The organism is Paenibacillus sp. YAE3 (genome assembly GCF_057546105.1).
In genome coordinates, this window is the sequence record NZ_BAAIYF010000003.1 from 161107 (window position 1) to 185412 (window position 24306).

The 24306-nt window shown below is 56.3% G+C and carries 22 protein-coding genes and 1 tRNA gene; 11 read left to right on the top strand and 12 right to left on the bottom strand.

Features of this window, described 5'->3' with window-relative positions:
• Positions 1–3: 3 nt before the first annotated feature.
• Genes AC27KL_RS06760 through AC27KL_RS06770 form a run of 3 tightly spaced genes read left to right on the top strand, consistent with a single transcriptional unit; the run spans position 4 to position 4503 of the window.
• Positions 4–825 carry a metallophosphoesterase family protein gene (locus tag AC27KL_RS06760; RefSeq protein WP_487169232.1) on the top strand — a complete coding sequence of 274 codons (822 nt, stop codon included), beginning with the start codon at positions 4–6 and terminating at the stop codon, positions 823–825.
• Entirely contained in the window at positions 762–1325 is a 564-nt protein-coding gene (locus tag AC27KL_RS06765; protein ID WP_487169233.1) for a hypothetical protein, read from the top strand. The genes AC27KL_RS06760 and AC27KL_RS06765 overlap by 64 nt, the downstream gene beginning before the upstream one ends.
• Positions 1315–4503: an AAA family ATPase gene (locus AC27KL_RS06770; protein ID WP_487169234.1), complete on the top strand. Its 3189-nt coding sequence runs from the start codon at positions 1315–1317 to the stop codon at positions 4501–4503. The genes AC27KL_RS06765 and AC27KL_RS06770 overlap by 11 nt, the downstream gene beginning before the upstream one ends.
• Here AC27KL_RS06770 and AC27KL_RS06775 read toward each other — a convergent pair.
• Positions 4490–5518, bottom strand: a complete 1029-nt coding sequence (locus tag AC27KL_RS06775) for a YkvI family membrane protein (RefSeq protein ID WP_487169235.1) — start codon at positions 5516–5518, stop codon at positions 4490–4492. The two genes, AC27KL_RS06770 and AC27KL_RS06775, sit on opposite strands and share 14 nt — an antisense overlap.
• A gap of 158 nt (positions 5519–5676) precedes the next feature.
• Between AC27KL_RS06775 and AC27KL_RS06780 the strand changes: the two genes are divergently transcribed.
• The 4 genes from AC27KL_RS06780 (at position 5677) to AC27KL_RS06795 (ending at position 7678) form a co-directional block, all read left to right on the top strand.
• The gene (locus AC27KL_RS06780) at positions 5677–6273 is read left to right on the top strand and encodes a DedA family protein (RefSeq protein WP_487169236.1); all 597 of its coding nucleotides are present in this window, start codon (positions 5677–5679) and stop codon (positions 6271–6273) included.
• Between the two features lie 91 nt (positions 6274–6364).
• Complete coding sequence (locus AC27KL_RS06785) at positions 6365–6937, top strand: xanthine phosphoribosyltransferase (RefSeq protein ID WP_339321542.1); 573 nt, start codon at positions 6365–6367, stop codon at positions 6935–6937.
• An 83-nt stretch (positions 6938–7020) separates the two neighbouring features.
• On the top strand, positions 7021–7350 hold the full coding sequence (locus tag AC27KL_RS06790) for a hypothetical protein (RefSeq protein WP_036706737.1): 330 nt from the start codon (positions 7021–7023) through the stop codon (positions 7348–7350).
• A 112-nt stretch (positions 7351–7462) separates the two neighbouring features.
• Positions 7463–7678 (top strand): hypothetical protein, encoded by a 216-nt coding sequence (locus tag AC27KL_RS06795; RefSeq protein WP_339321541.1) that lies wholly within the window; start codon positions 7463–7465, stop codon positions 7676–7678.
• A gap of 195 nt (positions 7679–7873) precedes the next feature.
• Here the strand turns inward: AC27KL_RS06795 and AC27KL_RS06800 are convergent, their stop codons facing one another.
• A complete protein-coding gene (locus tag AC27KL_RS06800) occupies positions 7874–8296 on the bottom strand; it encodes a YhjD family protein (RefSeq protein WP_339321540.1) in 423 nt (140 codons plus the stop codon).
• A gap of 227 nt (positions 8297–8523) precedes the next feature.
• On the opposite strand from AC27KL_RS06800, the gene AC27KL_RS06805 reads away from it, so the two are divergent.
• Positions 8524–8608, top strand: a tRNA-Leu gene (locus AC27KL_RS06805).
• Between the two features lie 92 nt (positions 8609–8700).
• On the opposite strand, the gene AC27KL_RS06810 is transcribed toward AC27KL_RS06805, so the two are convergent.
• The 5 genes from AC27KL_RS06810 to AC27KL_RS06830 form a co-directional block, all read right to left on the bottom strand.
• On the bottom strand, positions 8701–9660 hold the full coding sequence (locus AC27KL_RS06810; protein ID WP_487169237.1) for an ABC transporter ATP-binding protein: 960 nt from the start codon (positions 9658–9660) through the stop codon (positions 8701–8703).
• A complete protein-coding gene (locus AC27KL_RS06815; RefSeq protein ID WP_487169238.1) occupies positions 9657–10649 on the bottom strand; it encodes an ABC transporter ATP-binding protein in 993 nt (330 codons plus the stop codon). The genes AC27KL_RS06810 and AC27KL_RS06815 overlap by 4 nt, the downstream gene beginning before the upstream one ends.
• 19 nt (positions 10650–10668) lie before the next feature.
• Positions 10669–11616: an ABC transporter permease gene (locus tag AC27KL_RS06820; RefSeq protein WP_487169239.1), complete on the bottom strand. Its 948-nt coding sequence runs from the start codon at positions 11614–11616 to the stop codon at positions 10669–10671.
• Entirely contained in the window at positions 11613–12551 is a 939-nt protein-coding gene (locus AC27KL_RS06825) for an ABC transporter permease (protein WP_339321536.1), read from the bottom strand. The genes AC27KL_RS06820 and AC27KL_RS06825 overlap by 4 nt, the downstream gene beginning before the upstream one ends.
• Before the next feature lie 127 nt (positions 12552–12678).
• On the bottom strand, positions 12679–14385 hold the full coding sequence (locus tag AC27KL_RS06830; protein WP_487169240.1) for a peptide ABC transporter substrate-binding protein: 1707 nt from the start codon (positions 14383–14385) through the stop codon (positions 12679–12681).
• Between the two features lie 506 nt (positions 14386–14891).
• On the opposite strand from AC27KL_RS06830, the gene AC27KL_RS06835 reads away from it, so the two are divergent.
• Together AC27KL_RS06835 and AC27KL_RS06840 are read left to right on the top strand one after the other, a co-directional pair.
• Positions 14892–16961, top strand: a complete 2070-nt coding sequence (locus tag AC27KL_RS06835; RefSeq protein ID WP_487169241.1) for a GxGYxYP domain-containing protein — start codon at positions 14892–14894, stop codon at positions 16959–16961.
• Positions 16962–17113: 152 nt separating this feature from the next.
• Positions 17114–18013, top strand: coding sequence for a divergent polysaccharide deacetylase family protein (locus tag AC27KL_RS06840; RefSeq protein ID WP_340998027.1), 900 nt, complete (start codon positions 17114–17116; stop codon positions 18011–18013).
• On the opposite strand, the gene AC27KL_RS06845 is transcribed toward AC27KL_RS06840, so the two are convergent.
• Positions 17988–18689, bottom strand: coding sequence for an N-acetylmuramoyl-L-alanine amidase (locus AC27KL_RS06845; protein WP_340998029.1), 702 nt, complete (start codon positions 18687–18689; stop codon positions 17988–17990). The two genes, AC27KL_RS06840 and AC27KL_RS06845, sit on opposite strands and share 26 nt — an antisense overlap.
• Before the next feature lie 227 nt (positions 18690–18916).
• Between AC27KL_RS06845 and AC27KL_RS06850 the strand changes: the two genes are divergently transcribed.
• Positions 18917–19096, top strand: a complete 180-nt coding sequence (locus AC27KL_RS06850) for a YqzE family protein (RefSeq protein WP_036706753.1) — start codon at positions 18917–18919, stop codon at positions 19094–19096.
• Between the two features lie 91 nt (positions 19097–19187).
• On the opposite strand, the gene AC27KL_RS06855 is transcribed toward AC27KL_RS06850, so the two are convergent.
• The 4 genes from AC27KL_RS06855 to AC27KL_RS06870 all read right to left on the bottom strand — a co-directional run bounded on the left by AC27KL_RS06855 (position 19188) and on the right by AC27KL_RS06870 (position 24153).
• Positions 19188–20177 (bottom strand): hypothetical protein, encoded by a 990-nt coding sequence (locus AC27KL_RS06855; RefSeq protein ID WP_487169242.1) that lies wholly within the window; start codon positions 20175–20177, stop codon positions 19188–19190.
• Positions 20178–20429: 252 nt separating this feature from the next.
• Positions 20430–21359 carry a YqhG family protein gene (locus AC27KL_RS06860; RefSeq protein WP_339321530.1) on the bottom strand — a complete coding sequence of 310 codons (930 nt, stop codon included), beginning with the start codon at positions 21357–21359 and terminating at the stop codon, positions 20430–20432.
• Between the two features lies 1 nt (position 21360).
• On the bottom strand, positions 21361–23097 hold the full coding sequence (locus AC27KL_RS06865) for a DEAD/DEAH box helicase (RefSeq protein ID WP_036706761.1): 1737 nt from the start codon (positions 23095–23097) through the stop codon (positions 21361–21363).
• A 135-nt stretch (positions 23098–23232) separates the two neighbouring features.
• Positions 23233–24153, bottom strand: a complete 921-nt coding sequence (locus AC27KL_RS06870) for an ArsR/SmtB family transcription factor (RefSeq protein ID WP_487169243.1) — start codon at positions 24151–24153, stop codon at positions 23233–23235.
• Between the last annotated feature and the right edge of the window lie 153 nt (positions 24154–24306).

Below are 24306 nucleotides of genomic sequence, written 5' to 3' on the forward strand. Positions count from 1 at the left end.
GGAATGGTTTCCTTTAAATTCATCCATGCTGCGGACCTTCATCTCGACAGCCAGTTTAAAGGCATCAGCGGGCTTTCGGACAACATCCGTGCATTTTTGCGCGAATCCACCTTTGCTTCCCTGGAGCGGCTGACAGAGCTGGCCGTCCGGGAGCGGGCCGATTTTATGGTGATTAGCGGCGACGTATACGACGCGAAGGACGCGTCCCTTCAGGCCCAGCTCCGTTTCCGGGAGGCGCTGGACCGGCTCGGCGAGCACGGTATCGGCGTGTACGTCATCCACGGCAATCACGATCCGCTTGACGGCCCGCGCATGGGCACCTCCCCGAAGGAGCATGTGCACGTGTTTGGCCCCGAATTCGAACGGGTCGTCGCATACCGCAGGCAGGATCGACGGCCGGCAGCGGTCATCGGCGGTATTTCTTATCCGACGGCCAAAGTTACCGAAAATACGTCCCGGTATTTTGAAAGGAGCAAGGATTCATCCTTGTTCCATATTGCGCTTCTCCACGCCAACGTGGACGGCGATCCCGCGCATGAAACGTATTCGCCCTGCACCCGGAGCGACCTGAATGCGACAGGCTACCATTATTGGGCGCTGGGGCACATCCATAAAAGGCAAATCTTGCAGGAAAACCCCCATACGTTTATCCGGGCAATATCCAGGGTCGCAGCATTCGGGAAACCGGGGCGAAGGGCTGTTATGCCGTTCAGGTGGATGAAGAAGGGAACGTCGGCCTGCGGTTCCATGAGCTGGATACGGTGCGTTGGTTCCGGGAGGAGCTTGCCATCGACGGCCTGGAAAGCGAAGAGTCGTTCCATCTGATGGTGGAGGCTCGATTGGAGGCTATTCGCCGCGAGCGTCCAGGGGAAATGAGCATCGTCCGGTTTACCGTGATCGGCCGAGGCCGTCTTCATGATCGGCTGGAAGAAGGGATGGCGGAAGAGCTTCTGCATGCGTTCCGCCGACAAGCGGTTCAAGCGGCGGAAGGGCCCGGCGGATTCCGCGGGCTCGTATGGATCGAAAGCTTCGAGATCCGGTCCGGCCCATGGATCGACCGGGAAGCGCTGCTTCAGGAGGACAGCTTTCTCGGCGAATTGCTGCGATACGGAAAGCGGGTGGGCCAGGACGAGCGGATCCGTTCCGAGTTGTTCCGTCGCGCCCTGCAGCCATTGGCGGCGAATGGCGAGCTGCGCAGGCTGCTGGCCGAAACCAGCGAAGAGGAGCGGATGGGGTGGCTGCGGCGGGCCGAAGAGATGGCGGTCATGCTGCTGGCGGACCTTGGCCCGGAAACGGAAGGGGATAAGGAATCGGATGCACATTGAGCGTTTGCAAATTCAAGGTTTTGGCCGGATCCGGGACCGCGACATCCGGCTAAGCGCCCCGATCACGGTTTTGGCGGGCCCGAACGAGGCCGGCAAAAGCACGATCCTGCATTTTGTGCGGGCCATGCTGTACGGCATACCGAGCCGATCCTACCCCGGGGAGCGATTCGAACCGCCGGGAGGCGGAGCGCATGGCGGCGTATTGACCGCCAGGGACGAAGACGGTTCGGCATGGACCGTCTCCAGGTTTGCGTCCGGGGAAGGCGGACCGGCCTCCGGACGGGGAGAACGGCTGTCGATCGTCAAAACGACCGCCCAAGGAACGGCTGTACATATGACGCAAGACGATTTGGAAAAGGGGCTCCTGGGCGGATTGTCGAGGGACATGTTCAAGCAGCTGTTTGCCGTGACCTTGACGGAGCTGCAGGAAATCCGGACCCTGCAGTCCGAGGAAATGGGCAGCTACTTGTTCCATGCCGGTTTCGGCGGCGGCGCCGGGATCGTCCGGGCCGAGCGGAGGCTGTTTCAGGAGATGGAAAAGCTGTACAAGCCGCGGGGACGGGTCCAAGAAAGCGCAAAGGTGCTGCAATCCATCGAGCGGCTTGAGCGGGAGATCTCGGAAAGCCGCGCTTATCTCTCCAAATATATGGCGGCGGATTCGAAGCTGCTGGAAACCGGAAAGAGCATCGGGGAAACGGAACAAAAACGGGCCGAGATATCCGACCGGCTGGTATTGCTTCGAAAAGCGCAGGACATCCGGCCGCAGTGGCTGAAGTGGAAGGAGGCTGCGCTCGAGCTGACCGGGCTTCCCGAAGCTGCAAGTTACCCCGAGGAAGGCGTCTTGAGGTGGCATCGGCTTCAAGAGGAGCTGGACAGGCTGAAGATCCGGCAGAAAGAGCTGGAGCATGCGGAAGCCGCCATGAACGAACAGTTGGGCCGTCTTCAGCCTGCCGATAGCTTGCTGGCCAAGGGGCCGCTGATTGATAGGCTGGCGGCAAGGCGGGAACCGATCCAAATGAGGATCAAGGAACTCCAGGAATTTTCCGGCGAGGAGGCGGCCTTAAGGGAGCAGCTGCAACGATTGCTCCGGCAGATGGACCCGCGGTGGGGCATGGCCGAACTGCGGGCTTTTTCGGGCAGCGCCGCGGAGCGGGAGGCTGTCCGGCGGTATGCCGCCGGATTTGCCGGGTATGACCGCCGCATGGAGTCGCTTGCGTTGGAGCGGGAGCAAAAGGGCAGGCAGCTGGAAGCGGCCGAATATGAGCTTCGGCGGGCGGAAGCCGCTTATGGCGAGAAAAAAGAAGACGGAACCGCCCGTTTCGCGATGTTCATCCCGAAATCCAAAGCCGAATTGCTCCCCGTTTGGAACGAAATCCAATCGGCGGCGGAACGTTGGCGCGAAACCCGTCTTGAACGGTTTTCCTTTCAGGAAATGGAAGAACGCGAGGCCGCCGTCGATCAACGCATAAGGGCTTTGTACCGGAAGCTGTTATGGGGCAGCGTCCTCTTGACGCTGCTTCTCCCTGGCGCGCTGTGGCTGCTGCAGTCCCCTCCGGGAGCCGGTGCGGCCTTGGCTTTGTTGGCTGCAGCCGATGTCGGGCTATGGCTGGGAAGCAGGCGTTCCTCCGCGAAAGCGGAGAGGACAAGCAGAAGGCATGCAAACTTTTATGATCCGGGAAACGAGGAAAGCCGGTTGTCTTCGCTCATCTCCTCGCTAGTTGCCGACCCGCTGGCCGCTTCCGCCCGGGCGGAGGGCAAAGGGGAAGGAAGACGGGACGCCTTCTTTGCCGAGCAGGATCTGGAATCGGCCCTGCGCGAGCTGCGCAAACTGGTGGACGCCTGGCTGTTGTGGCAGGACGAACTGGAAAGAAGCAAAGCCGAAGCGTTGTCGGCGCGCCAGCGGACCGAGGCTTTGCGGCATGAGCTGGCGTCGCTCCGCCGTAAAATGGACAAGGAGCAGGGGATCTTCGCCGAGCTTGAAGAGGAGTGGCAGCACTGGCTGGCGGAGCGGGAACTCCAGGCATCCTCCTCGCCCGAGACGGTGATGGACCTGTTCGGATTTGCCGAGCAGGGAATGGAGCTTGTGCGGCGTCTCGATTGGCTTGATAGAAAAATGCGGGGGCTTGAGCAGGAAATACGGGCCTATGAAGAGGAATGCCGGCTGGTTCTGCCCGATCAGGAAGAAAGCGGACCCTCTATGTTTTTCCGGCTTGAAGCGGCCGAGCGGGCGTGGGATGAGGAGAAAAAGCTGCTGCGCCAAAGGGAAATCGTGATCTCCAGATTGGAGCCTGTGCAGGAGGAGCGTTTCCGGGTGAACGGGGAAATCGAAGCGGTCAAGCGGTCCATGGCATTCCTGCTTGCCGAAACGAAAGCGGCGGACGGAGAGCAGTTTTTGCGGCTCGGGGCCGCATCGGAGCGGCGCAAAGAGCTGGAGCGCAACATCCGCCAGCTTATGGTCGGCATGTTCGGCGGCTGGCCCCGGGAACGGGAAGAAGCGCTTCGCGGCGTCCTGGACGAGCATGACGCCGCCTCCCTCGACGAAGCGGTGAAGGAAGCGGAACGGGAGCTCGGTCAGGCGGAGCTGCTGCTAAGCGAGCTGCGGCAGCTGCAGGGCAGACTGCTGCAGGAACGGGACGATCTGGCGCGGTTATGCGCCCGGGATACGGCTCTGCAGCAGCTTGAGGAACAGAAGGCGGCGCTTAAGGAGATCGCCGGGCAATACGCGGTTCGTGCCTTGTGCGCCGAAATGATCGCGAACACGCGCAGCATTTACGAACGGGAGAAGCAGCCGCAATTGCTGAAGCTCGCTTCGTCTTATTTTGCCGAGCTGACGCGGGGGAGCTACGCCAGAGTCGTCATGAAATTGGGCGACAAAAGGCTGCTGGCCGAACATCGCAGCGCCGGACTAATCGACAGCACGCTGCTAAGCCGGGGAACGGCCGAACAGCTGTACCTGGCGATGCGCTTCGCCCTCGCCGGGAGCATGAACGGCACAACCGCCGTGCCTTTGCTGCTCGACGATCTGTTCGTCAACTTCGACGAGGAGCGGATGTGCTCCGCCCTCGATCTGGCGGGCAAGCTGGCGGCGGAGCGGCAAATCATCATGCTGACCTGCCACCGTTATATTCTGGATCATGTAAGGGAAAGGCTGCCTCAGGCCGAAATCATCCGGATTTAAGCATCAGCTTGACCACCCAGACGATCGCCAGGCAGCCGAACAGCGGGTACAGCACGGATAGAAGCGAACTAAACCCGATTTGGCTGAGCAGGAAACAGATGAACAAAACGGATGCCGTAATGAGCCTCGGGGAAACGGAAAGATGCTGCTGCAGCTGAAGCGTCACCCCGTACAGATCCGCCACGAACGTACTGAAGATTTCCAGGAAGATCAGGATGACGTAGATCAAATGGACGGCCGTTCCCAGATGGGAGGCGATGCTGCCCATAGGGATTTCGTATTGCCGGATGCCGGGCATATGCGCCGAGATGGCGATATGGGCCGAGAGCAGCATCAGCCCGACGCCGATTCCGCCCGCTATGCCTCCCCATTTGACGGCGGCCGCGCTTTCGGTTTTGCTTCCGAGCGGAACGAGGACGGCTTGGGCCAATACAAGGTTAAAAGCGGTATAAATGATCGGCGATAGCCAAACCACGGACCAATGCGAATCGGCGGGCAGGCTGAGAAAACGGTCGGCGGTGGGGAGCTTGGCCGTATTGAGAATCATGACCACCGACAAGGAGAGCATTAGCGGAACGACGATGCTGTTAAGCTGCATAATGGCATTCATGCCGTGCTTCAGCAAAAAAAACGTCCCTATGATCGTGATGAGCAGTGCGGTTTGATAATGCATGCCGAGATGCTCCATGAATACGGAGCCCGCCCCGGCGAGCATGACGCTGTTAACCCCGATCAAAATCAACAGCATGATGATGCTGATGACGGACCCCGCCTTCGGGCCGAAAAGATGTTTGTTCAGATCCTCGTAAGAGCGGGCGGAAATCCGGCGCGACAACAGCATCATTTTGGTGCCGAGCCATATGAACAGAATCGTCGCAAGCAAGATGGTCAGGGCGCCCCATTTGCCGAATCGGGTAAAAAACTGAATGATTTCCTGCCCGGTGGCAAATCCGGCCCCGACGACCGTTCCGATGTATGTAAATGCGATTTGGATGATGCGTATCCCGGTTTTCATTAGGTTCCTCCCTGCTTTAAAGCGGCGCTATTGTGTACTTCGCTTAGTACAGGTTATGATGGGATTGTGTAGGACATGACTCAGGCGTGTCCCCATCGGTTAGACCTCGAAAAAATATCCAATTGCTGCCACAGCATGAGAAAAGAGAGGCATAACGTTTGACGGAAATTATGGTTTACCTGACACAATACGGTTATATCGCATTATTTGTTTTGCTGGCATTAGGAATCGTGGGCGTGCCGGTTCCGGACGAAACGCTGATCGCGGCCTTCGGCGGCATGATCGCGCAGGGGCATTTTCATTTTGCCGCCGCGCTTGCCGTCACGTTTACGGGAAGCATGACGGGGATGATGATCAGCTATGCGCTGGGAAGAAAAGTAGGGAAGCCGCTATTGGAACGGTACGGCAAATGGGTCCGGCTCACGCCGGGGCGCCTGAAGTCCGCCGAAGCTTGGTTTAAGCGGTACGGTGCCTTCAGCATCGTGATCGGGTATTTCATTCCCGGATTGCGTCACCTGTCTTCCTATATGGCCGGGATATCCAAACTGCCCGTGGGACGTTACGCCGCTTATGCGGCATTGGGCGCGCTGCTGTTTTGTACGACGTTTTTGCTGATCGGACATGCGGTAGGGTATCATTGGAACGAAATCGCGATCATGATGCAGCGGTCGTCGCTCAAGGTCGGGGTGCTGGTGACCGTGCTGCTCGTTGCAACGCTTGCGGTCGCGGGGTTCGTTTGGCGGCGGAGACGTTAAACGCGGTGGTTCGCCGCTTCCGTTAAAGGGTATGAATTTTTTTGAAAGTACGTCGATCGACGTTTTTCTTAATCGTTTTGGGGGTTATGAAATGGAAAAATTAAAGCAAAGGATTATTGAAGAAAGCACGGTCATGTCGGAGCAGGTGCTGAATTTGGACGGCATTTTGAATCATCAGGTGGATCCCGAACTGACGATGGAGATGGGCCGGGAATTTGCCGCGCGGTTTGCGGATGCAGGCGTCACGCGCGTCATCACGGTGGAATCCTCGGGCATTTCCGTCGCGTTTGCGACGGCGCTGGAGCTTGGGGTGCCGCTCGTGTTCGCGCGCCGCAAAAAAACGCTTTTGGCCGATCCCGACGCGTTATGCGAGCGTGTCCCGTCCTTTACGAAAGGGATCGTCACCGATATCATGCTGTCGCGCAAGTACATCCGGCCAGAGGATAAGGTGCTGTTTATCGACGACATTATCGCCAACGGCGATGCGGCCAGAGGGCTCGTCAAAATTATCGAACGTTCGGGAGCGGAGCTGGTCGGCCTCGGCGTCGTCGTCGAAAAATGCTTCCAGGCCGGCGCGCGAACGATCCGCGAGCAGGGAATCCGTTTGGAGTCGCTGGTAAGGATCGAGTCGCTCGATCACGGAACCATCACCTTCGCCGACTGATCGTCCAAATATAAACAATTTCTTTCAAGTGGCGTCCTTTTCGCTTATAATATACTTAAGAACTCGAGAGGGGAGGCAGCGAAATGGGGAAAGAACCGGTAACCGAACAGTTTTTCGTCGATAAACTGGCTGCAGCCAAAGATCATTTCGAACGCGCATTGGATTGCAAACATACGGAGTTTGATGATCTGTATCCCTACATGATGGAGCATCCTCAATTTTTCTGGTACAAACGTTACGTCGCCTGGTCGGAACTTCTGACCATCGTGCGTATGTGTGATGAGCTTGACTTTTCCTGGAAGGATTTGTTCGCCCCTCATCAAGTGGAGTATGTTGAAAAACGGGTGATGTCTTCTACAGTGCTTGATTTTTGGTTTGAGAAAAATGACAGCAAAGAGCATGCGCAACGCTAATTCTCGCACGAACGTTGAATTCAGCCGGCAAGCCGCTGCAAAAGATATGACCTAAATGAATCCATTTAGGTCTTTTTTTGTGATACGAACAAAGGAAAGGAGGCCGCTTGCGATGATTACAGACGAACAGCTCAACAACTACCGCCTTTCCGGAGAAATGGTCAGGGTGGTTCGCGACAGTCTTGAAGAAAACGATGTAAAAGGCATCGTGGTGGCGTGGGACGACAATCATGTGCTGATCCGGCGCCGCAACCGGAAGGTCGTCAAGCTTGACCGGAATTATTGGTTCCAGCCGGCGGACGAGCCCCGCAAAAACCCCGAAGCTTGAGCTTTTGGGATGACAGCCGTAAGCAATGCCGTTTTAATCTGGGGGAATCCTCCTGCCTGCATGGCAGGGTTTCTCCGGTGTTAAAGCGGCTTTTTTTGCAGCTGGGGAATGCATATTCCAGCGCTGCGCTCCAAAGCAGGCTCCGGCTTCAGCCCGAACTTCTGTGCCGCCGATCCGGGAAGACAAGGGATTCCTTTACGTCGTCGAAACAGGAGGGGAAAGAGGGGTGCCCGGAGAAAAGCCGGTGCCGACATTCGGAACGAGTCCCAGATAAGCCTTCATGCGGGCCATCATTTCGCTGCGGAAAGCCGGCCATAAAATGTTCATTTCGCCCGTGTAACCCCTGCATACATATTCCGCGCCGATGCCGCGTTCGTCTTGAAGGATGCGGTATACGCGGATTCGGCGGCTTTTGAATTCGCGTTTGACGCCGGACAGCAGCGTTAGGGCTTGGCGGTCGCCTCCGGCTACCACCTCCATATACAGCTCGGGCGTTTTGAACACGCCGCTTTCTTCCATGATGCGAAGGTCCCGCTCAAATACTTTGTGAATGTATTGCAGCAGAAGATAACTTTTGATCAGCGCCAGTTCGTCGCGGGTTATGCCTGGTGCAGTCATGTAAGGATCACCGCCTTTTATGGGAACCCATGTTCCTATTTTATCCCGCCTGCTGCGTTTTAATCAATGCTTTTTTGCTGGCAGTTGCTTCCGATTTCCCATGTCGTAAAATGGATGCTAATAAAATATCAAAAAAAGTGTTGACCATATTTTAAAATCATGGTATGATCTATCTTGTCGCCGCGAAAGAGTTGGAAAAACAAAAGCGCGAAGCGATGAATACATATGCGGTCGTGGCGGAATTGGCAGACGCGCACGGTTCAGGTCCGTGTGGGCTAACCCCCCGTGGAGGTTCGAGTCCTCTCGACCGCATCGCTTATAAACAGACCCGTAAATTATGTTCATAATTTACGGGTCTGTTTTTTTTTATGCAATCCGCTAAGAAATTGACGAATCGCGGTTTCTTAAACGAGGTGGCAGGCGACGATGCGCCCCGGTTTCGCTTCCCGGAGCTCGGGTTTGCTTTCCGCACAGACCGCCGCCGCGTGAGGGCATCGCGTCCGGAAGGGGCAGCCGCTTGGCGGTTTGAGCGGACTGGGAAGCTCGCCGCTGAGCACGATCCGCTCCTTGCCCGCCTCCACGTCGGGATCCGGGACGGGGATAGCGGACATGAGCGCGCGCGTGTACGGGTGCAGCGGATCCGCATACAGCGTTTCGCTGTCGGCCAGCTCCATGATTTGCCCCAAATACATGACGGCAACGCGATCGCTGATATGTTTGACCATGGACAGATCATGCGCGATGAACAGGTACGTCAGTCCAAGCCGTTTCTGCAAATCTTTCAGCAGATTGACGACCTGGGCCTGGATCGATACGTCCAGCGCCGATATCGGCTCGTCGCAAATGATGAACTTCGGATCGACCGCGAGCGCGCGGGCGATCCCAATACGTTGGCGCTGTCCGCCCGAGAACTCGTGAGGGTAGCGGGTGGCATGATCGGGGTTTAAGCCAACCATGTGGAGCAGCTCCTCGACCCGATGCCTGCGCGCCGAACGGCTGTCGGCGAGACGGTGAATGTCCAGCGCCTCCCCGATAATGTCCATGATCGTCATGCGCGGATTCAACGATGCGTAGGGATCCTGGAAGATCATCTGCATCTCCCGGCGGAGCGCCTTCAGCTGGCGCGGCTTGAGCCGATAAATGTTCGTTCCCCCGTACCAGGTTTCCCCTTCCGTCGGCTCGTACAAGCGGAGAATCGTCCGTCCCGCCGTCGATTTTCCGCATCCCGATTCGCCTACCATTCCAAGCGTCTCTCCTTGGCGGACGCTGAAGCTCACGTCATCGACGGCCTTCAAGGTCTGGCCCCGTCCCAAGTGAAAATGCTTGCTCAGCCGGTGGACCCGGAGCAATGGCTCTGTGCTCATCTGGCCACCTCCCGTGCCAGCGGATGCAGCAGCCAGCAGCTTGCGCTGTGCGTTTCCCCGATGGCGGTCGTTCCCGGCAGCCGCTCCTGGCAGATGCGCATCGCATCCCCGCAGCGGGCCCAAAACGGACAGCCGGCCGGCGGCTTGGAAAGGTCGGGCGGCGTGCCGTAGATCGGCACGAGGGGCTCATCCTTGCTCCGGTCGATGCGCGGCAGGGATCGCAATAATCCACGGGTATACGGGTGCTGCGGCTGCTTGAATATTTCCCGCTTGGTGCCGGTCTCGACGATTTGGCCGGCATACATGACGATCACGCGGTCGCACAGATCCGCCACGATGCCCAAATCATGCGTAATCAGGATGATCGATGTCCCGAATTCGCGCTGCAGAGATTTTAGCACCCGCAGAATCTGGGCCTGGATCGTCACGTCCAGAGCCGTTGTCGGCTCGTCCGCGATGAGCAGCGCCGGGCGGCAGGCCAGTGCCATGGCAATCATCGCCCGCTGCCTCATCCCGCCGGAGAATTCGTGCGGATATTGCGAGAAGCGCGAGGCGGGATGGGGAATCCCGACCATCTCCAACATATCGATCGCCCGCCGTTTGGCTTCGCTTGCCGTCAAACGTTGATGTTTGTGCAGCACCTCGGTAATCTGGCGGCCGACCGTCATCGTCGGATTCAGCGATGTCATCGGATCCTGGAAGATCATCCCGATATCCTTGCCCCGAATGGATTGCATCTCCCGCTCTTTCAAACGCAGCAGATCTTTTCCCTGGAACCGGATCGTTCCTTCGCGGATTCGGGCGGTCTGCTGCGGCAAAAGCCGCATGATCGCTTGGGCCGTCACGCTTTTGCCGCAGCCGGATTCGCCGACGATGGCGACGGCTTCGCCGGGCTGGACATGGAATCCGATGCCGCGCACGGCCTGCACCTCGCCGCCGCGGACGGGAAAGGAGACGCGGAGATCTTGGACTTCGAGCAACGGTTGCATGGGAGAACCCTCCTTGTCCTTATTTTTTCATTTTCGGATCGAGCGCGTCGCGAAGCCCGTCTCCGAACAGATTGAAGCACAACATCATCAAGCTGATGAACAGCGCAGGGAAAGCAAGGCGCCAAGGATAAATGATCATGGTCTTCAGCGCGTCATTGATCATCGTCCCCCAGGACGCGGCCGGGGATTGCACGCCCAGCCCAAGGAAACTCAGCACCGCTTCGCTGAAGATGGCCGTCGGCACGGCCAAGGTCAAGGTGACGATAATCGGGCCCATCGCATTCGGCAGGAGGTGCCGGAACAAAATGCGCATGTGAGGCGAACCCAGGGAACGGGAGGCGAGGGCATATTCCTGGTTTTTGAGCTGCATCATCTGCCCGCGCACGATCCAGGACATATTGATCCAGCCGGTCACGCACAGCGCCAAAATAATCGTGCCCAGGCTCGGCTCGAAGACCACCACGAGCAGGATCGCCACCAGCAAATCGGGAACGGAGTAGATGATTTCGGAGATTTTGTTCATCGCGTCGTCGAGGCGTCCGCCGACGTAACCCATGATGCCGCCGTAGACCACGCCGATCACGAGATTGATGGCCGCGGCGGAGAAGCCGACGGTGAGCGAAATGCGGGCGCCCATCCACGTTCGGGCGAACATGTCGCGGCCGAGATCGTCGGTTCCGAACCAATGTTCGGCGGAAGGGGGCAGATTCGTCTGATCCAAGTTGTTGGAGTAGTAATCGTAGGGCGTCAGCACCGGGCCGATGATCGCCATCAAGATGATCAGCAGCAGGAAGGCAAGGGCCGCCATGGCAACCCGGTTGCCGAGCAGGCGCAGCCAGGCTTCGCGCCATGCGGACAAGCCTGGTTGTCCGATCGCTTCCGCCGCATGTTCGCCGACGTCGGCCTTCCGGAAATCTTCCAACGTCAAGGCGCGTTCTTCGGCGGTCGAGGAATGGGGCATGGTCATACGGCTTTCTCCTTTCCCGATACGAGCGTGATACGGGGATCGATGAGTCCGTACGCGATGTCGGTGATGAAACGGGCGCACATGAGAATGAGTCCATAGAATAGGGTAATGCCCATAATAAGCGAGTAATCGCGGTTGCTGATGCTCGTGACGAATATTTTGCCGAGCCCTCCGATCCCGAAAATTTGCTCGATGATGAAGGATCCTGTCACGACGTTGGCTGTGAGCGGCCCAAGGTAGGTGACAACGGGCAGAATGCCGTTGCGCAGCACATGCCTCCGGATGATGGCGCTGCTGGACAAGCCTTTGGCCTTGGCGGTTTTAATGTAATCGGCCGTTAACACTTCAAGCATGCTCGAACGGGTCAGGCGCGCGATAAAGGCGATCGGCAGGGCGGAGAGCGCCAGGGTGGGCATAATGTAATCGAGCGGCCCGTTCAGGCCGACGACATGCAGCCATTTCAGCTGTACGCCGAAAATATATTGAAAAAACGAAGCCAGCACGAAGCTGGGAACCGATACGCCCAAGACGGCGATAACCATCGAGGCGGAATCAAGCAGCTTGCGGTGCCGCAGCGCCGCCACCATGCCCAGGCCGATGCCGACGATCACCGACACGATAATCGAGACGACGCCGAGCTTTAGGGAATAGGGGAAGGCATCGCGTATGGTTTGACCGACTTCCCGGTCCTGCATTTTCATCGAAATGCCCAAGTCGCCTTTTGCCAGGTTGGACAAATAGACGAAATATTGCTCGTAAAGCGGCTTATCGAGTCCGTATTGGGCCATGAGCCGGGCGCGGATTTCCGGCGGAACCGCCTTTTCCGACATGAACGGATCGCCGGGGATGGACTTCATGAGCAAAAACGTGACGGAAGCGAGTACCCACAGCGAAAGCACAAGATAGAACAGCTTGGTCAAGGAGTACCGAATCATGGCTGCATCCTCCTTCTAGTCAGGTTCGTTCCTTCCTCCGCGGATATGAAGAAGCGGGACGCACCGGCAGCCAGCAGCCAAGCGCATCCCGAACGGACTTCATGCCGGGCAGGTCAATAAGCGCCCGTTATTCGAAGTAACCCCGGTTGTAGACGATATTTCCTTGATAGTCGATATACACGTTTTTGAGATTCGGTTTTCTGAGGGCGACGTTGGTATAGTAGTAAAGCGGAAGGATGGCCTGATCCTGCTCGATCAGTATGCGCTCGGCCTTCACCATCAGTTCCATCCGCTCCTTGTTATCCTGCGACTCCTTCGCCTCGCGGACGAGCTTGTCGTACTCCGGATTGCTGTATCCGATATCGTTGTTCCCGCTGCCTGTCATGTACAGATCGATGAAGGACATCGGGTCGTTGTAGTCGGTAATCCATCCGGCCCGGGCCATTTGATAATTGAGCGCGGTGCGGTTCTTCAGGAAGACGCCCCATTCCTGGTTTTCGATTTTCGCCTTGATGCCGAGATTTTTGTTCCACATGTCGGCGACGGCTTCGGCTACCTTTTTGTGGCTTTCGTCCGTATTGTAACTGAGCGTGAATTCAGGCATGGCGGACAACCCCAGCTCGCTAAGCCCCTTTTGCAGCAGCGCTTTCGCTTCCTCAACGTTCTCCTTGAAATAATCGTCCTTGTGCTCTGAACGGAATTCGCCATTTTCCCCGGCGATACCCGGAGGAACGATGCCGAATGCGGGCAGCTGTCCGCCGAGCGTCACCTTGTCGACGATCTGCTGGCGGTCGATCGCCATCGCCAGTGCTTTGCGGATATTGACGTTATTAAATGGCTTCTGTTTATTGTTGAACAAATAGTAGTAGGTGGAGGCGATGCCCTTGATCTCGAGTTCGTTCTGCTTCGTCTGCTTCAGGACCGGAATCTGTTCGTTTGGAATGCGTCCGGTCGGCATGCCGGCAAAATCGAGCTGGTCGGTTTCGTACATGTTCAGCTCCGAGCCGGAATCGTCGACCATGGTCATCTGCACTTTCGTGAATTTGATGTCGTCCTTGGCGTAGTACTGGTCGTTTTTCACCAGCACAAGCGAGCTTTGCTGCTTCCATTCGCTGATTTTGAACGGGCCGTTCGATATGATGGTGCTTGCGTCGGAGGCCCACTTCGGATTGGTTTTCGCCGAAGAATGAACAGGGAAATAGGTCTGGAATGAAAGGAGGCTTAAAAAATACGGAGTGGAGTGCTCCAATTCGACCTCAAGCGTATTGGCGTCGACGGCTTTGACGGCAACCGAATTCGGATCGGCGTTTTTTCCGGTGTTATATGCTTCCGCGCCTTTGATGTAGTACAGCTGATAGGCGTACGGAGGCGCAGGCTCGGTCTTCGGATCGAGCACACGCTTCCACGAAAACTCGAAGTCAGCCGCAGTCACGGGATCTCCGTTCGACCATTTCGCGTCCTTCCGCAAATGGAAGGTATACTTGGTTCCGTCCGAAGAAACATCCCATTTCTCCGCGGTACCCGGGACCACCTCGCCGTTTTCATTGCTCCGGGTCAGCCCTTCATACAGCCCGTTAAGCACGGCGAACGACACGTTGTCTTGCGACTGGCCGGGATCAAGCGTGGGCGGATTCGAATGCAAATTGAAGCGGAAGACCTGCTCCTTCGGCGTTTCGGTCTTGTTCCCGGGCGCCGGCTCGGCGGGTTTTTCGTTGTTCGCCTTCGGAGGCGGGGAAGAGTTGGCGTCCTGGCCGCTGCTTCCGCAAGCACTCATAAAAACGCTTACAGCCGTTAATAGCAGCACCGCCAGCATGGATTTTCGTTTTTTTCGCATAGCGTACCCCTCTCTTTTGATATGAAGTGGTCCACCGGGCCGAAGTAAAAACGATGAAGCGGGTGCGATCCAGCCATCGGCGTATACCCTATCATTTTATAAACATGCCGACTCGTCTCCATTTATTCCCAATCGCGATAAATTTCGTGAAAAGCGTCATGCCGCCGCAATCGATCGATAAGCCGGCCGGCCTCATGGCCAGAGAGTCGTATGCGAATTGGGGTAATGCCGGAGTATCAATCGCCGGAATATCAATCGAAAGAGACGGGCTGAATGAACCGCTTAACGATGCGCCGACAGCACTATTTTTACACTACTTTTGTCGAATGTCTTGAACATGCATATTTAATATATTAAATATGTATTATATATCTGCAGTGAAAGAAATATCGGTTCAGTTTTCAGGCGAGACAGCGTGTGCGGGATTCTTGAATGTTCAGCCGGTAGAACAAGGTCTTTTCTTTCATTTGCCGACCAATTCAGCGTAAAGTTGAGGTGCATTGTTCATGTTACGAAAGTTCACCACGCTTTGTCTCGCATTGGTTTGCGTGCTGTCCATGTCCCTTCATGCAACAGCGGAATCGGCAGCCGGCCCGTCATCCTCCTCCAAGGGGATCAAGTGGCCCGATTCGCAAGCGCTCCCGTCGTTCGCCAAAGTTAAGCATCTGGATGTGGCGGATGTCTACGACGCGCCTGGGGATGTCAAAATTTTGCTGGCGACGCTGCAGGGCATCGTCAACCGGAATCAACCGCGGATTTATTTGCTTGAAAACGAGGAAGAAGGAAAAATGACCTGGCTGAACGATCTTCAGGTGCCTTATACGGTGCATAACGACCCTTGGGAAGTGGTATCGGAATTCAAACATGAAGCGAAGGGACTTATCGTATACGATCCGAAGGTGCCGGACAGCATCAACGTGGCGACGACGCTTGCCGGATTGAAGGATGCCGTTGTGGCCAGTCCGGACCTCGTGCCGAACCTCACGGCCGCTCCATACGGCCTGAACGTGCTCGATGATCTTCAAGGCAAATTCAAGGATCGGATGGACGCCTACAATTGGCAGTACGAGAACTTGTGGAAGCAGACGACGCACCGGATGCTCATCGGGCTCAGCCCGGATACGTCGGTGAAGCTGCCTCCGGGACTTCCGCCGTCGTTTAAGGTGGTGGCGGAGGAGAAGACGCAGGAACGCGATGCCAAAAACCGCAACACGTATGATCTCGATCTGACCTCTTTTTTGGGCAGGGATGCGGTATACCTTCGGTTCGAGGATGCTTTCCAGCAGGACGGATGGGGCTCCGCCGTTCATGAAGTAACGGTACAAGCCGACGGCCGGACCATCGCCCGATTCGTGCCTGGAACCGACGGCGAAACCCCTTTCCTGTACGATGCCCAAAGCTCCCAGCTCTCGAGCGGCAGCGGCGGACACCGGTTTGCGGACAACGGCCGGTACTTCGTCTACGAGTTTAAATTGCCGGCAGGGACCAAGTCGTTGACGGCTTCGGTGGACATGTGGAACCAGTTCAAAGTATATGCCGGCAACGAAGCGCCGCCTTCTTCGGAACGGAAGGAGCCTTACGGGTATTTGCGCGATTACGCGGTCGCCAACAAAGCGATGGTGTTCTGGCTGGGCACCAATACGCCGGAGCAAAAGGCGTTGTTCGACAAAATCCTGTCCGATGTTCCGGCGGGGACGCCCTATCTCGGCTGGTTCAGCAATGATACCGAAGGCGAGTTCAACGGGGTGGAGCTTTTGTCGAATCACAGCGTATACGTGCTGGCTGCCGATTGGTTCAGCAACCTGACGGTATTCTCCGGCACGCAGGCGAAAGGTCTCGGTCCGCTCCCGAACGAAAAGGTCAAGGCGCCGAAGCTTGAAAATAAAATATATGTCACTTATACCTTCAGCGAAGGCGATAACTTCCAGTACAACCAGCACCGTTTGCGCCATTTGTGGGACGACCCGAACCGCGGCAAAGTGCCGATCAATTGGACCTCCAGCCCGCTGCTCTATGACGGCGCGCCTGCGATGCTGAGCTATTACCGGAGCACCGCCACCGCCAACGACCAATGGGTCGCAGGCCCGTCCGGCGGCGGTTATTTCTACCCGAACGCCTGGCCGGAGACAACATTGCCCGATTTCCTGAAAAAAACTTCTTCCTATCTTAAAAAGACCGGCATGACCGTTCCATATGTCCTGAACCGTGTGGCGAACCAAAACGTTCCGCTCGGCGATACGGTGGTCAAAGCGTATGCGGAGACTTACCGGCCGAACGGGCTTTTCCTGAGCTGGGAAGACCGTTTCGGAGTAGATATTCTAAACGGGAACCTGCCGGTGTCGACGATCCGGGGCATCGGCACGGTAGAGGACGGGCAAAAGGTGCTGGCGGAAGCCAAAGCGAACTGGGACGGCCAATCGCCGCTGTTCGTATCGCTCGGACTGCTGGCCTGGAGCATGACGCCGACCGATGTGGTGAGGTTGACGGATTCGCTGGGTCCGGAGTTCCAGCCGGTTCTCGCTGACCCGTTCTTCACCCTGATCCGGGAGGCGAACGGACTGCCGGCGAAACCGTAACCTTGGCTAACATGACGAAGCGGTCAACGCGATGATACGCGTTGGTCGCTTTTTTATCTTTTCCTTTTTGGAGACGAATACATATTTCCACCTGCTTTCTCAAACAATGAGGGAAGAAGTATTGCAGCAAGCGAAAAGGAGGAAGAGGGCTCTTGAAATCATCGAAGACATCACGTTGGGGCATGTGCATGAAGACCGCCGGGCTGGTCCTGCTTCTGGCTGCCGTCCCCGCATTCGGCGCATCGGCGCAGCAGTCGTACGGTGCGTATGCGGATTTGAAAACGTTCCTTGAACAGGGAAAACACGGGGAAGCCGCTCAAAAGGCCGCGAAAAAAGAAAAAAAGGTTGCGGTAATCATCGATGACTTCGGGAACGGGCAGGGGGGGACGCAAGAGATGTTGTCCTTGCCGATCAAGCTCACCGTCGCGATCATGCCGTTCCTTCCGACGACGCAAACCGATGCGGAGCTGGCTCATCAAAAAGGTTACGACGTCATTGTCCATATGCCGATGGAACCGAAGCATGGAAACCCGAAATGGCTCGGACCGGGAGCGATTACGTCCAAAATGAGCGATGAAGAGGTGCGGAGAAAGGTCGAAGAGGCGATCGACAACGTTCCCCATGCGATCGGGATGAACAACCATATGGGATCGAAAATTACGGGCGACGAGCGGATCATGTCCATCGTGCTGCAGGTATGCCGCGAGCGGGGGCTGTTTTTTGTCGACAGCAAAACGAACTACCACTCGGTCGTGGGCAAACTGGCCGCAAACATGGGCATGCCGCCGGTCGCCAACCATATTTTTCTCGACGACTCCCACACGGTCAGCCATATTGCCAAACAAATGAAAGCCGTCGAAGCGTATGCCCTCGAACATGACAACTGCATCACGATCGGACATGTCGGAACGCAAGGCAAAAAGACGGCCGAAGTGCTGAAAAACGTTGCCCCGAAATTGCAGGAGCATGTCTCTTTCGTCGGCATCAGCGACTTGGTGCGGGATATTTGGGGCTGGCAACCTTCGCCTATATTACCGTCAAATAATAATTGATCCCGTCCGCAATCGCCTTGGCGATTTGCAATTGACCTCTGCGGTCGGTCAGCATGGCGCGGTCTGCGGCATTGCTGAGAAAGCCGGTTTCGACAATGACGGCCGGATCGGCAATTTGGTTCAACAGGTAAAATGGACGGCCATGCTCGATATTTCCTTTAAAGCCGTATAGCTGATCCAGCTGTTGCTGAATGGCCGAGGCAAGCAGGACGCTGCGGCCTTCGTTTTGAAAAAGGACAAGTCCGCCGCGTTTGGAGGTGTTTCGTCCCCAATTGACATGCAGGCTGACGACCACCAGGGTCGGGATTTGCCGGCTGAGCTCTTTTCGCTGCGCCAAATCCCGCAAATGCCTGGACCTCGTGCCAAGCCAATGGTTTTCCTCGCTCAGCGCGTAGTCGCCTGTCCGGTTCAGCACGGCATGGTAGCCCATGCTGCGAAGGAGCATAAACACTTTTTGCGCGATGGCAAGATTGATGTCTTTTTCCATAATATTCTGGAATGACGTTCCTCCGTCGATGCCGCCATGTCCCGCATCGATGATGATGACGTCGCGGATAAACGCAGGGTGATCCTTCACTTCCTCCGGGCTTAGCGCATGCTGAGCCTTTACAGTTGGAGGAAAGGCAAGCACAGACGCCATAAAAACGAGAAAAACGGGCTTCAAAAGTTTGTTCATACGTTGAGGCCATCCTTTCGAAACGTATCCGGATGAACCAAAGTCTGGTCCAGTCCGTTCCTGCACAGCTTTAGAATGCGCAATTGTCGGAAAAAAATGCATGTGTAGGATGGACGTTGCAAATCATGGGATAAACTGCCGCGGTGGATTCCGGGGAAGCTTTGTTTAAAAACGCGGGGTTTTGCGAAAGCTAATGCTATCACAGCTGCGAAAGGGGATGCGCACAAGTGGCTAGCGGAGAAGAGCTTGTCAAATACATCACGGAACGCGTCGTGACGTTTATGGAAACTCCCAAAGAGGAACGGCGGCGCAGAACGAAGGAACCTTGGTCGGAAAAATGGTTCGGCATGATCCCGCTCGGAATCATGTTGATGAAGCGGCCGTCCGACAAAAAAGACCGGAAATAAAAAATCGGGAATACATTTGAAAAAGACGCCTTGCCGAGTATGGCCGGGCGTCTTTGTTATGTTCAACATATCGGCTGCTTCGCACTTGGCTTCATAAATAGGATACGTTCAATGATCGGAATTCGCCCCGCGCCATGAGCTCGGAGGCAGGAAGAAACCTGGTGCCGTTCGGTCCGGTGGCCGCGTATAACGTTTCTTTGCCGATGCCCGCAACCTGCCAAGCATGCAGTCCGTTCACGACGAAAGGAGCTCCAAAGTCCGCATTTCGCCCGGGGGACGTAAATACGAGGCTGCTTCGTCCGTTCCGCATGGCTTGAAGCAAATCCTGGCTGCCAGTCAGCGATAGCTTCGGCGATTGAAGCCAAAGCAGATTATCGTACGGATCGCTTGTCCGCTGCTGCTTTGGCAGCATCGTGCTCGTCAGATGGAGTCCTTTTCGGGAAGCGAGGCCTCCAAGGGGCGCTTTTTCTCGGCCGGACGGCACCGGAAGCTCTTCGCCGGTAATCGCGTGAAGATAAATCGTTGATTTGCCGGGCAGCGTAATTTTCCACACCGGCAGCAGGGTAAAGTAACGCGCTTCGACGTTTGAGCCGGCGGCCAGCTTCGAACCCGGCCCGAGGATGCCTCGTTCTTTCAATTGCTCACGCAGCGCTTGGGCGTTGAACGGCATCGCATCCTCGCGTCCGTATTCGCTCAGCATGTAGTTGCCGTCATCGGTTGAGGTCAGAAACAAATAGCCGACCGGTTTGCCGTCTCGGCTGACGGTCACAAGCCAGCTGTGCGTGCCCGGTCCGAGCGGATCGTACGAGATGCCGGCGTCCTTCCAGTCCTGGAACGAATCTTGTTTCGAAAGCTCGCTCACGATGGTCTCCGTAAAGCTTTGCAGCGAAGACGGGACGGCGGCTTGACGCAGGCCGTAAACGGCAGTAGAGGCCGGCAGGGCCAAATGGGTCGCTGCGTCGGAATTCGAGGCGCCGCTGCTGCCGGATGCAAGCGCGGCCCCTGTCGGGACGAGACATCCGGCGAGAAGGAGCGCAGCCGCCGTTTTTGTGGCAAAAGAAAGCATAGTCGCAGGGTTCATTGGGTTCACCCTTTCCTTTTTTCCGCTTTTTCCCGAGATACATAGGCTTTTAAAGTTTACGGCAGGACGAACATTCGGTTCATCCCGGGATAAGCTCGCTAAATGGCGATTGATTTTCTTTGAAGCACGCCGATAGACTTTTTTCTTATTGTAATGGACAAGCCGTAAAAAGGCTGTTGCATGCTGTCACGCGGACGGAGGCGGCTCCGGTTCTATTTTTGCCTGCTTTTAGCGAGGAAGGTCTAAATAAATCTACCCTTTTGAGCGGAGATGAAACAGGCCGCAGGTTATGGCGGACAGATGTACTTTGGGCTCGTATTGCCATGTCGTTTCGCTCCGTCTGCTGGCGAATTGCTCTCGGATCGCGGCCAGCTTCTCCTCGTCGGGTTCCTTCAGAAGATCCTCGTAATAGATGTCGATGACCGCGAGTTCCTCCTTCAGGCGTTCCTTTGCCTGTTCGGCCCAGCCGTAGTCCATCTCGGCAAGCTTTCCGGTCAAATAGGATTCCAGCAGTCCGGCTGCGGCGTCAATCGAAAGCGTTGCCGGCTTGATATGAACGTTTTCGGGCAGGCGCGGACTCAAGGCCAGTCCCTTCAGCCGATCGGGAAACGGGGAAGCGATCTGCCCGCTGACAAGGGAAATTCCGATGAAATGAAGTTCTTCCTTTTTCATGTCGCACGCCATTTCCGCTTTGAAGCAGACGCCCAGCCACGGCTCGTAAGGGGCCGAAAACAGCGTTTCGCGCTGCAGCGAAGGCGGCTGCTCGAACAGATACAGGCAGAAACCTTCCTGGCGGGCGGCATTCCAAATCTGCTGCAGCCTTGCGCTGCCGTAAGTGACGTCCTCGCGTTGGATGCGCCCGGGGCCGAGCTGCGGCAGGAGGGGCGCCGTTCCGTAATAACGCGACAGGAGATGATCCTGCTGCCGCGCGGCCGCGGTTTTTTCCTGCTCGTGTTGGTCGTAGCGTTCCGGGTCGAAAACGAACGTAAAGGATAACGTCTCCGGTTCCGCGCCGGTTCGGTCGACGAATCCCCAATAATAAGGCCTGCCCGTCAGCTGCCGGTCAGCCTGCGGAGACAGCTTGACCGTCACATGGTACGGCGATTTTTCGATGATCTGGCATTCCGTGCTTTCCAGGTAGGTCATCATATGTTCCTGGACCTCCTGCGGAGACATGCTCATCTCAGGCTTCCTCCTCCTTCATCGTTTCCGATTCATAATCGACCTGCTGCTTGATTTGGTCCAGGGTTTGGCCAAGCGAGTTCACTTTTTGCCGGATTTCCTCGTTCGAGTCGGATTCGAGAAACATTTTGACGAGTCTTTTTTCCAGCGATTCCTGTTTTTCGAACCGTTCGAGGATGACGTCGAGCCCGCCGATAACCATTTCGAACATGTTGATCTTTTCGTGGAGCAGATGAAGAATATGCTCCTCGATCGTCCCGGAGGTGGACAGGTTATAAATTTTGACGTCGTTTTGCTGTCCGAGGCGGTGGACCCGCCCGATCCGCTGCTCGACGCGCATCGGGTTCCACGGAAGGTCGAAGTTGATCATATGGTGGCAAAACTGCAGGTTGATGCCTTCGCCGCCGGCTTCGGTCGCGATCATCACCTGGGCGCGCCCGCGGAAAAGATCCATCATCCAGTCTTTTTTGCCGCGGTTCATGCCGCCCCGGTAAGGAACGCAAATCAGGCCGTGTTTTTGAAAATATTGGAGCAAATATTCCTGGGTCGCCCGGTATTCGGTGAACACGATGACCTTTTCGTTCATTTGCCGGATCAGCTCGATCGTTTTTTCGGCTTTGGTATTGGCCTTGATCGCGCGAATGGCGTTGACCAGCTCCCACACCTTGGCGGTGAGGGGCGATTCGTCCGGGATTTTTTTCGAAAGATTCACCAGCGTCAGGAATACCGCGTCCCGGCTGCTGCAAACCTCCCGCTGCAGGGTCACGAGCGACAGCATGCTGCTCAGATTTCCTCCGGACGCCCGGTATTCGTCTTTGACAAAGGCCGTCACGCCGTCGTACAAAGCCTGTTCTTCAGGCGACAGCTGCAGGCTGACGTTGGTGACGTGCCGTTTCGTGAACTGGACGGGGCCCTCGCCCCGGCGGTTTCGGATCATGACTTTGGCGAGTTCGTCCTTCAGCTGCTCCTGGTTTTTCGGCTGCCGCTTGCCGACGACGAAATTGGTGGCGAAATCGCCCTGGCGGCCCAGCTGCCCGGGTTTCAGCAGCGTGATCAAATTAAACAGCTCCGTCATGTCGTTTTGCACCGGCGTGGCCGTGAGGAGCAGGCAATATTTTTTGCGCAGCTTTTGAATGAACTGGTAGTTGGTCGTCTTTTTGTTTTTCAGTTTATGGGCTTCGTCTATGATCAGCATGTCGTATTCCTGGCTGAGCAAAAAGTCTTTGTGCGGATCCCGTTTGGCCGTATCGATGGACGCGACGACGATATCGGAATGCCAGGTGTAGGCTTTTTTCTGGGCGATGGCGGGAATGCCGAATTTGCTGTTGAGCTCGCGCACCCACTGCAGCACAAGGGAAGCAGGCACGAGGATCAGCACTTTCGATACGAGGCCGCGAATCATGTACTCCTTCAAAATCATCCCGGCTTCGATCGTTTTGCCAAGGCCCACTTCATCGGCCAAAATGGCTCTGCCGGACATTTCGAACAGCACCTTGCGCGTGGTGTCAAGCTGATGCGGGAGCGGGGAAAGTCCCTGCAAATGCTTCAGGCACTGCAGTTCGTCGAAGCTGGTGACCAGCCGCGCTTCCTCTCCCCGGATGGCCAGCTGCGCCAGCCCCCAGTCTCCCCAAGGGCCTCCTTTTTCCAGGCGGTTATTCAGCTGATCCAGCCAGCTGCGGTCGATATGCAAGGGAACCGGAAGGGTATGCGGGTTCTCGCTCGTATTGGAAGTGTTCATGCCCCTACCTCCTTCGATGTTTTCGTATACTAGAGGATTCAGCCAAAATCCATGCGTAGCATTTAGTATGCACGTAATCGAAAGAGTTCATAACCGGCAACGAAGGAGGATGGGGCCGGGGGATATAGAGGAGGGTTAATAACGGATCTGCACTTCGATGTCTTGTTCATAATTGCCGAAGTTTCTGCCGAACAGGCTGACGCCGCCGGGATATTTGGCATCTTCGGGCGAACTGATCCGGAAGCGGATCGGTTTGGCGGGGGCGATGGGAATGTCCTGGATGCTGACCCTGGACAGCCGGACGCCGTCCATGAACGTGCCGTCGGCATTGATCCAGAGCGTTTTGAGCAGCCCGTGCTGGGTGCTTCCCTGATCCCACCAAAGCGGGGTAAGCTTTCCGCGCACGCTGCCGAAGTCTCCCGGGGACGTCCATTTGCAAACCTCAACCCCGCCGACCGAAAACAGAATGTCCGACGGCCAGTTTTCATCGTAACCCGGAGCTTCGGAACAGATCTCCAGCGAGATGCGGATGTCGGTCAGAAGTTTGCTCTCTACCATGTAATTGGGGATTTGGTATTCGACGTAACCGCTGGCGAACCAGAGATGCTGGGCATGGACATGTTCCGGTTCGGCAAAATAGCGGGGGTCGTCCCGCATGCCGATCAGCTTGGCCTCCGATGCCAGCCCGCAGGTAGGCTTGACTTGATAGGACACGTAATGGCCGACCGGAATCGATACCGAATAGCCGTTTTGGTCCGGATGGATAATTTCGTCCGCGCTGCCGGACGGCTTGAAAACGAGCGTGAGCCGGTCCAGGACCAGAAAGCATTTTTTCTGCATGCCGCGCTTTCCGGACGAAATTTCGGTGTCGATGATGCCGGCTTCCTTCAGCTGTTGGACATGTTTGGTGACGATGGCCGAAGAGATGCCGAGTTTTTGGGCCATTTCCTTGATATTGAGCGGTTCCCGGCTCAGCATCTCTACCATTTTAATTCTCGTGTCGGAGGCCAGGGCCGCAAATAAGGAAAGGCTGTCTCGGTTTACGTTGAATTCCATGAAAATATCCACCTTTTGTCGTATTCATCATGCGGTCGAACATGTAATAAACATGCGTACGGAATGAATTATATAATTAAACGGTTAATCAAACAAGCGGAATCAACGGCAGGGAGGAGGGGGATTCGGGATAACCTGCAAAGGGCAGCGAAA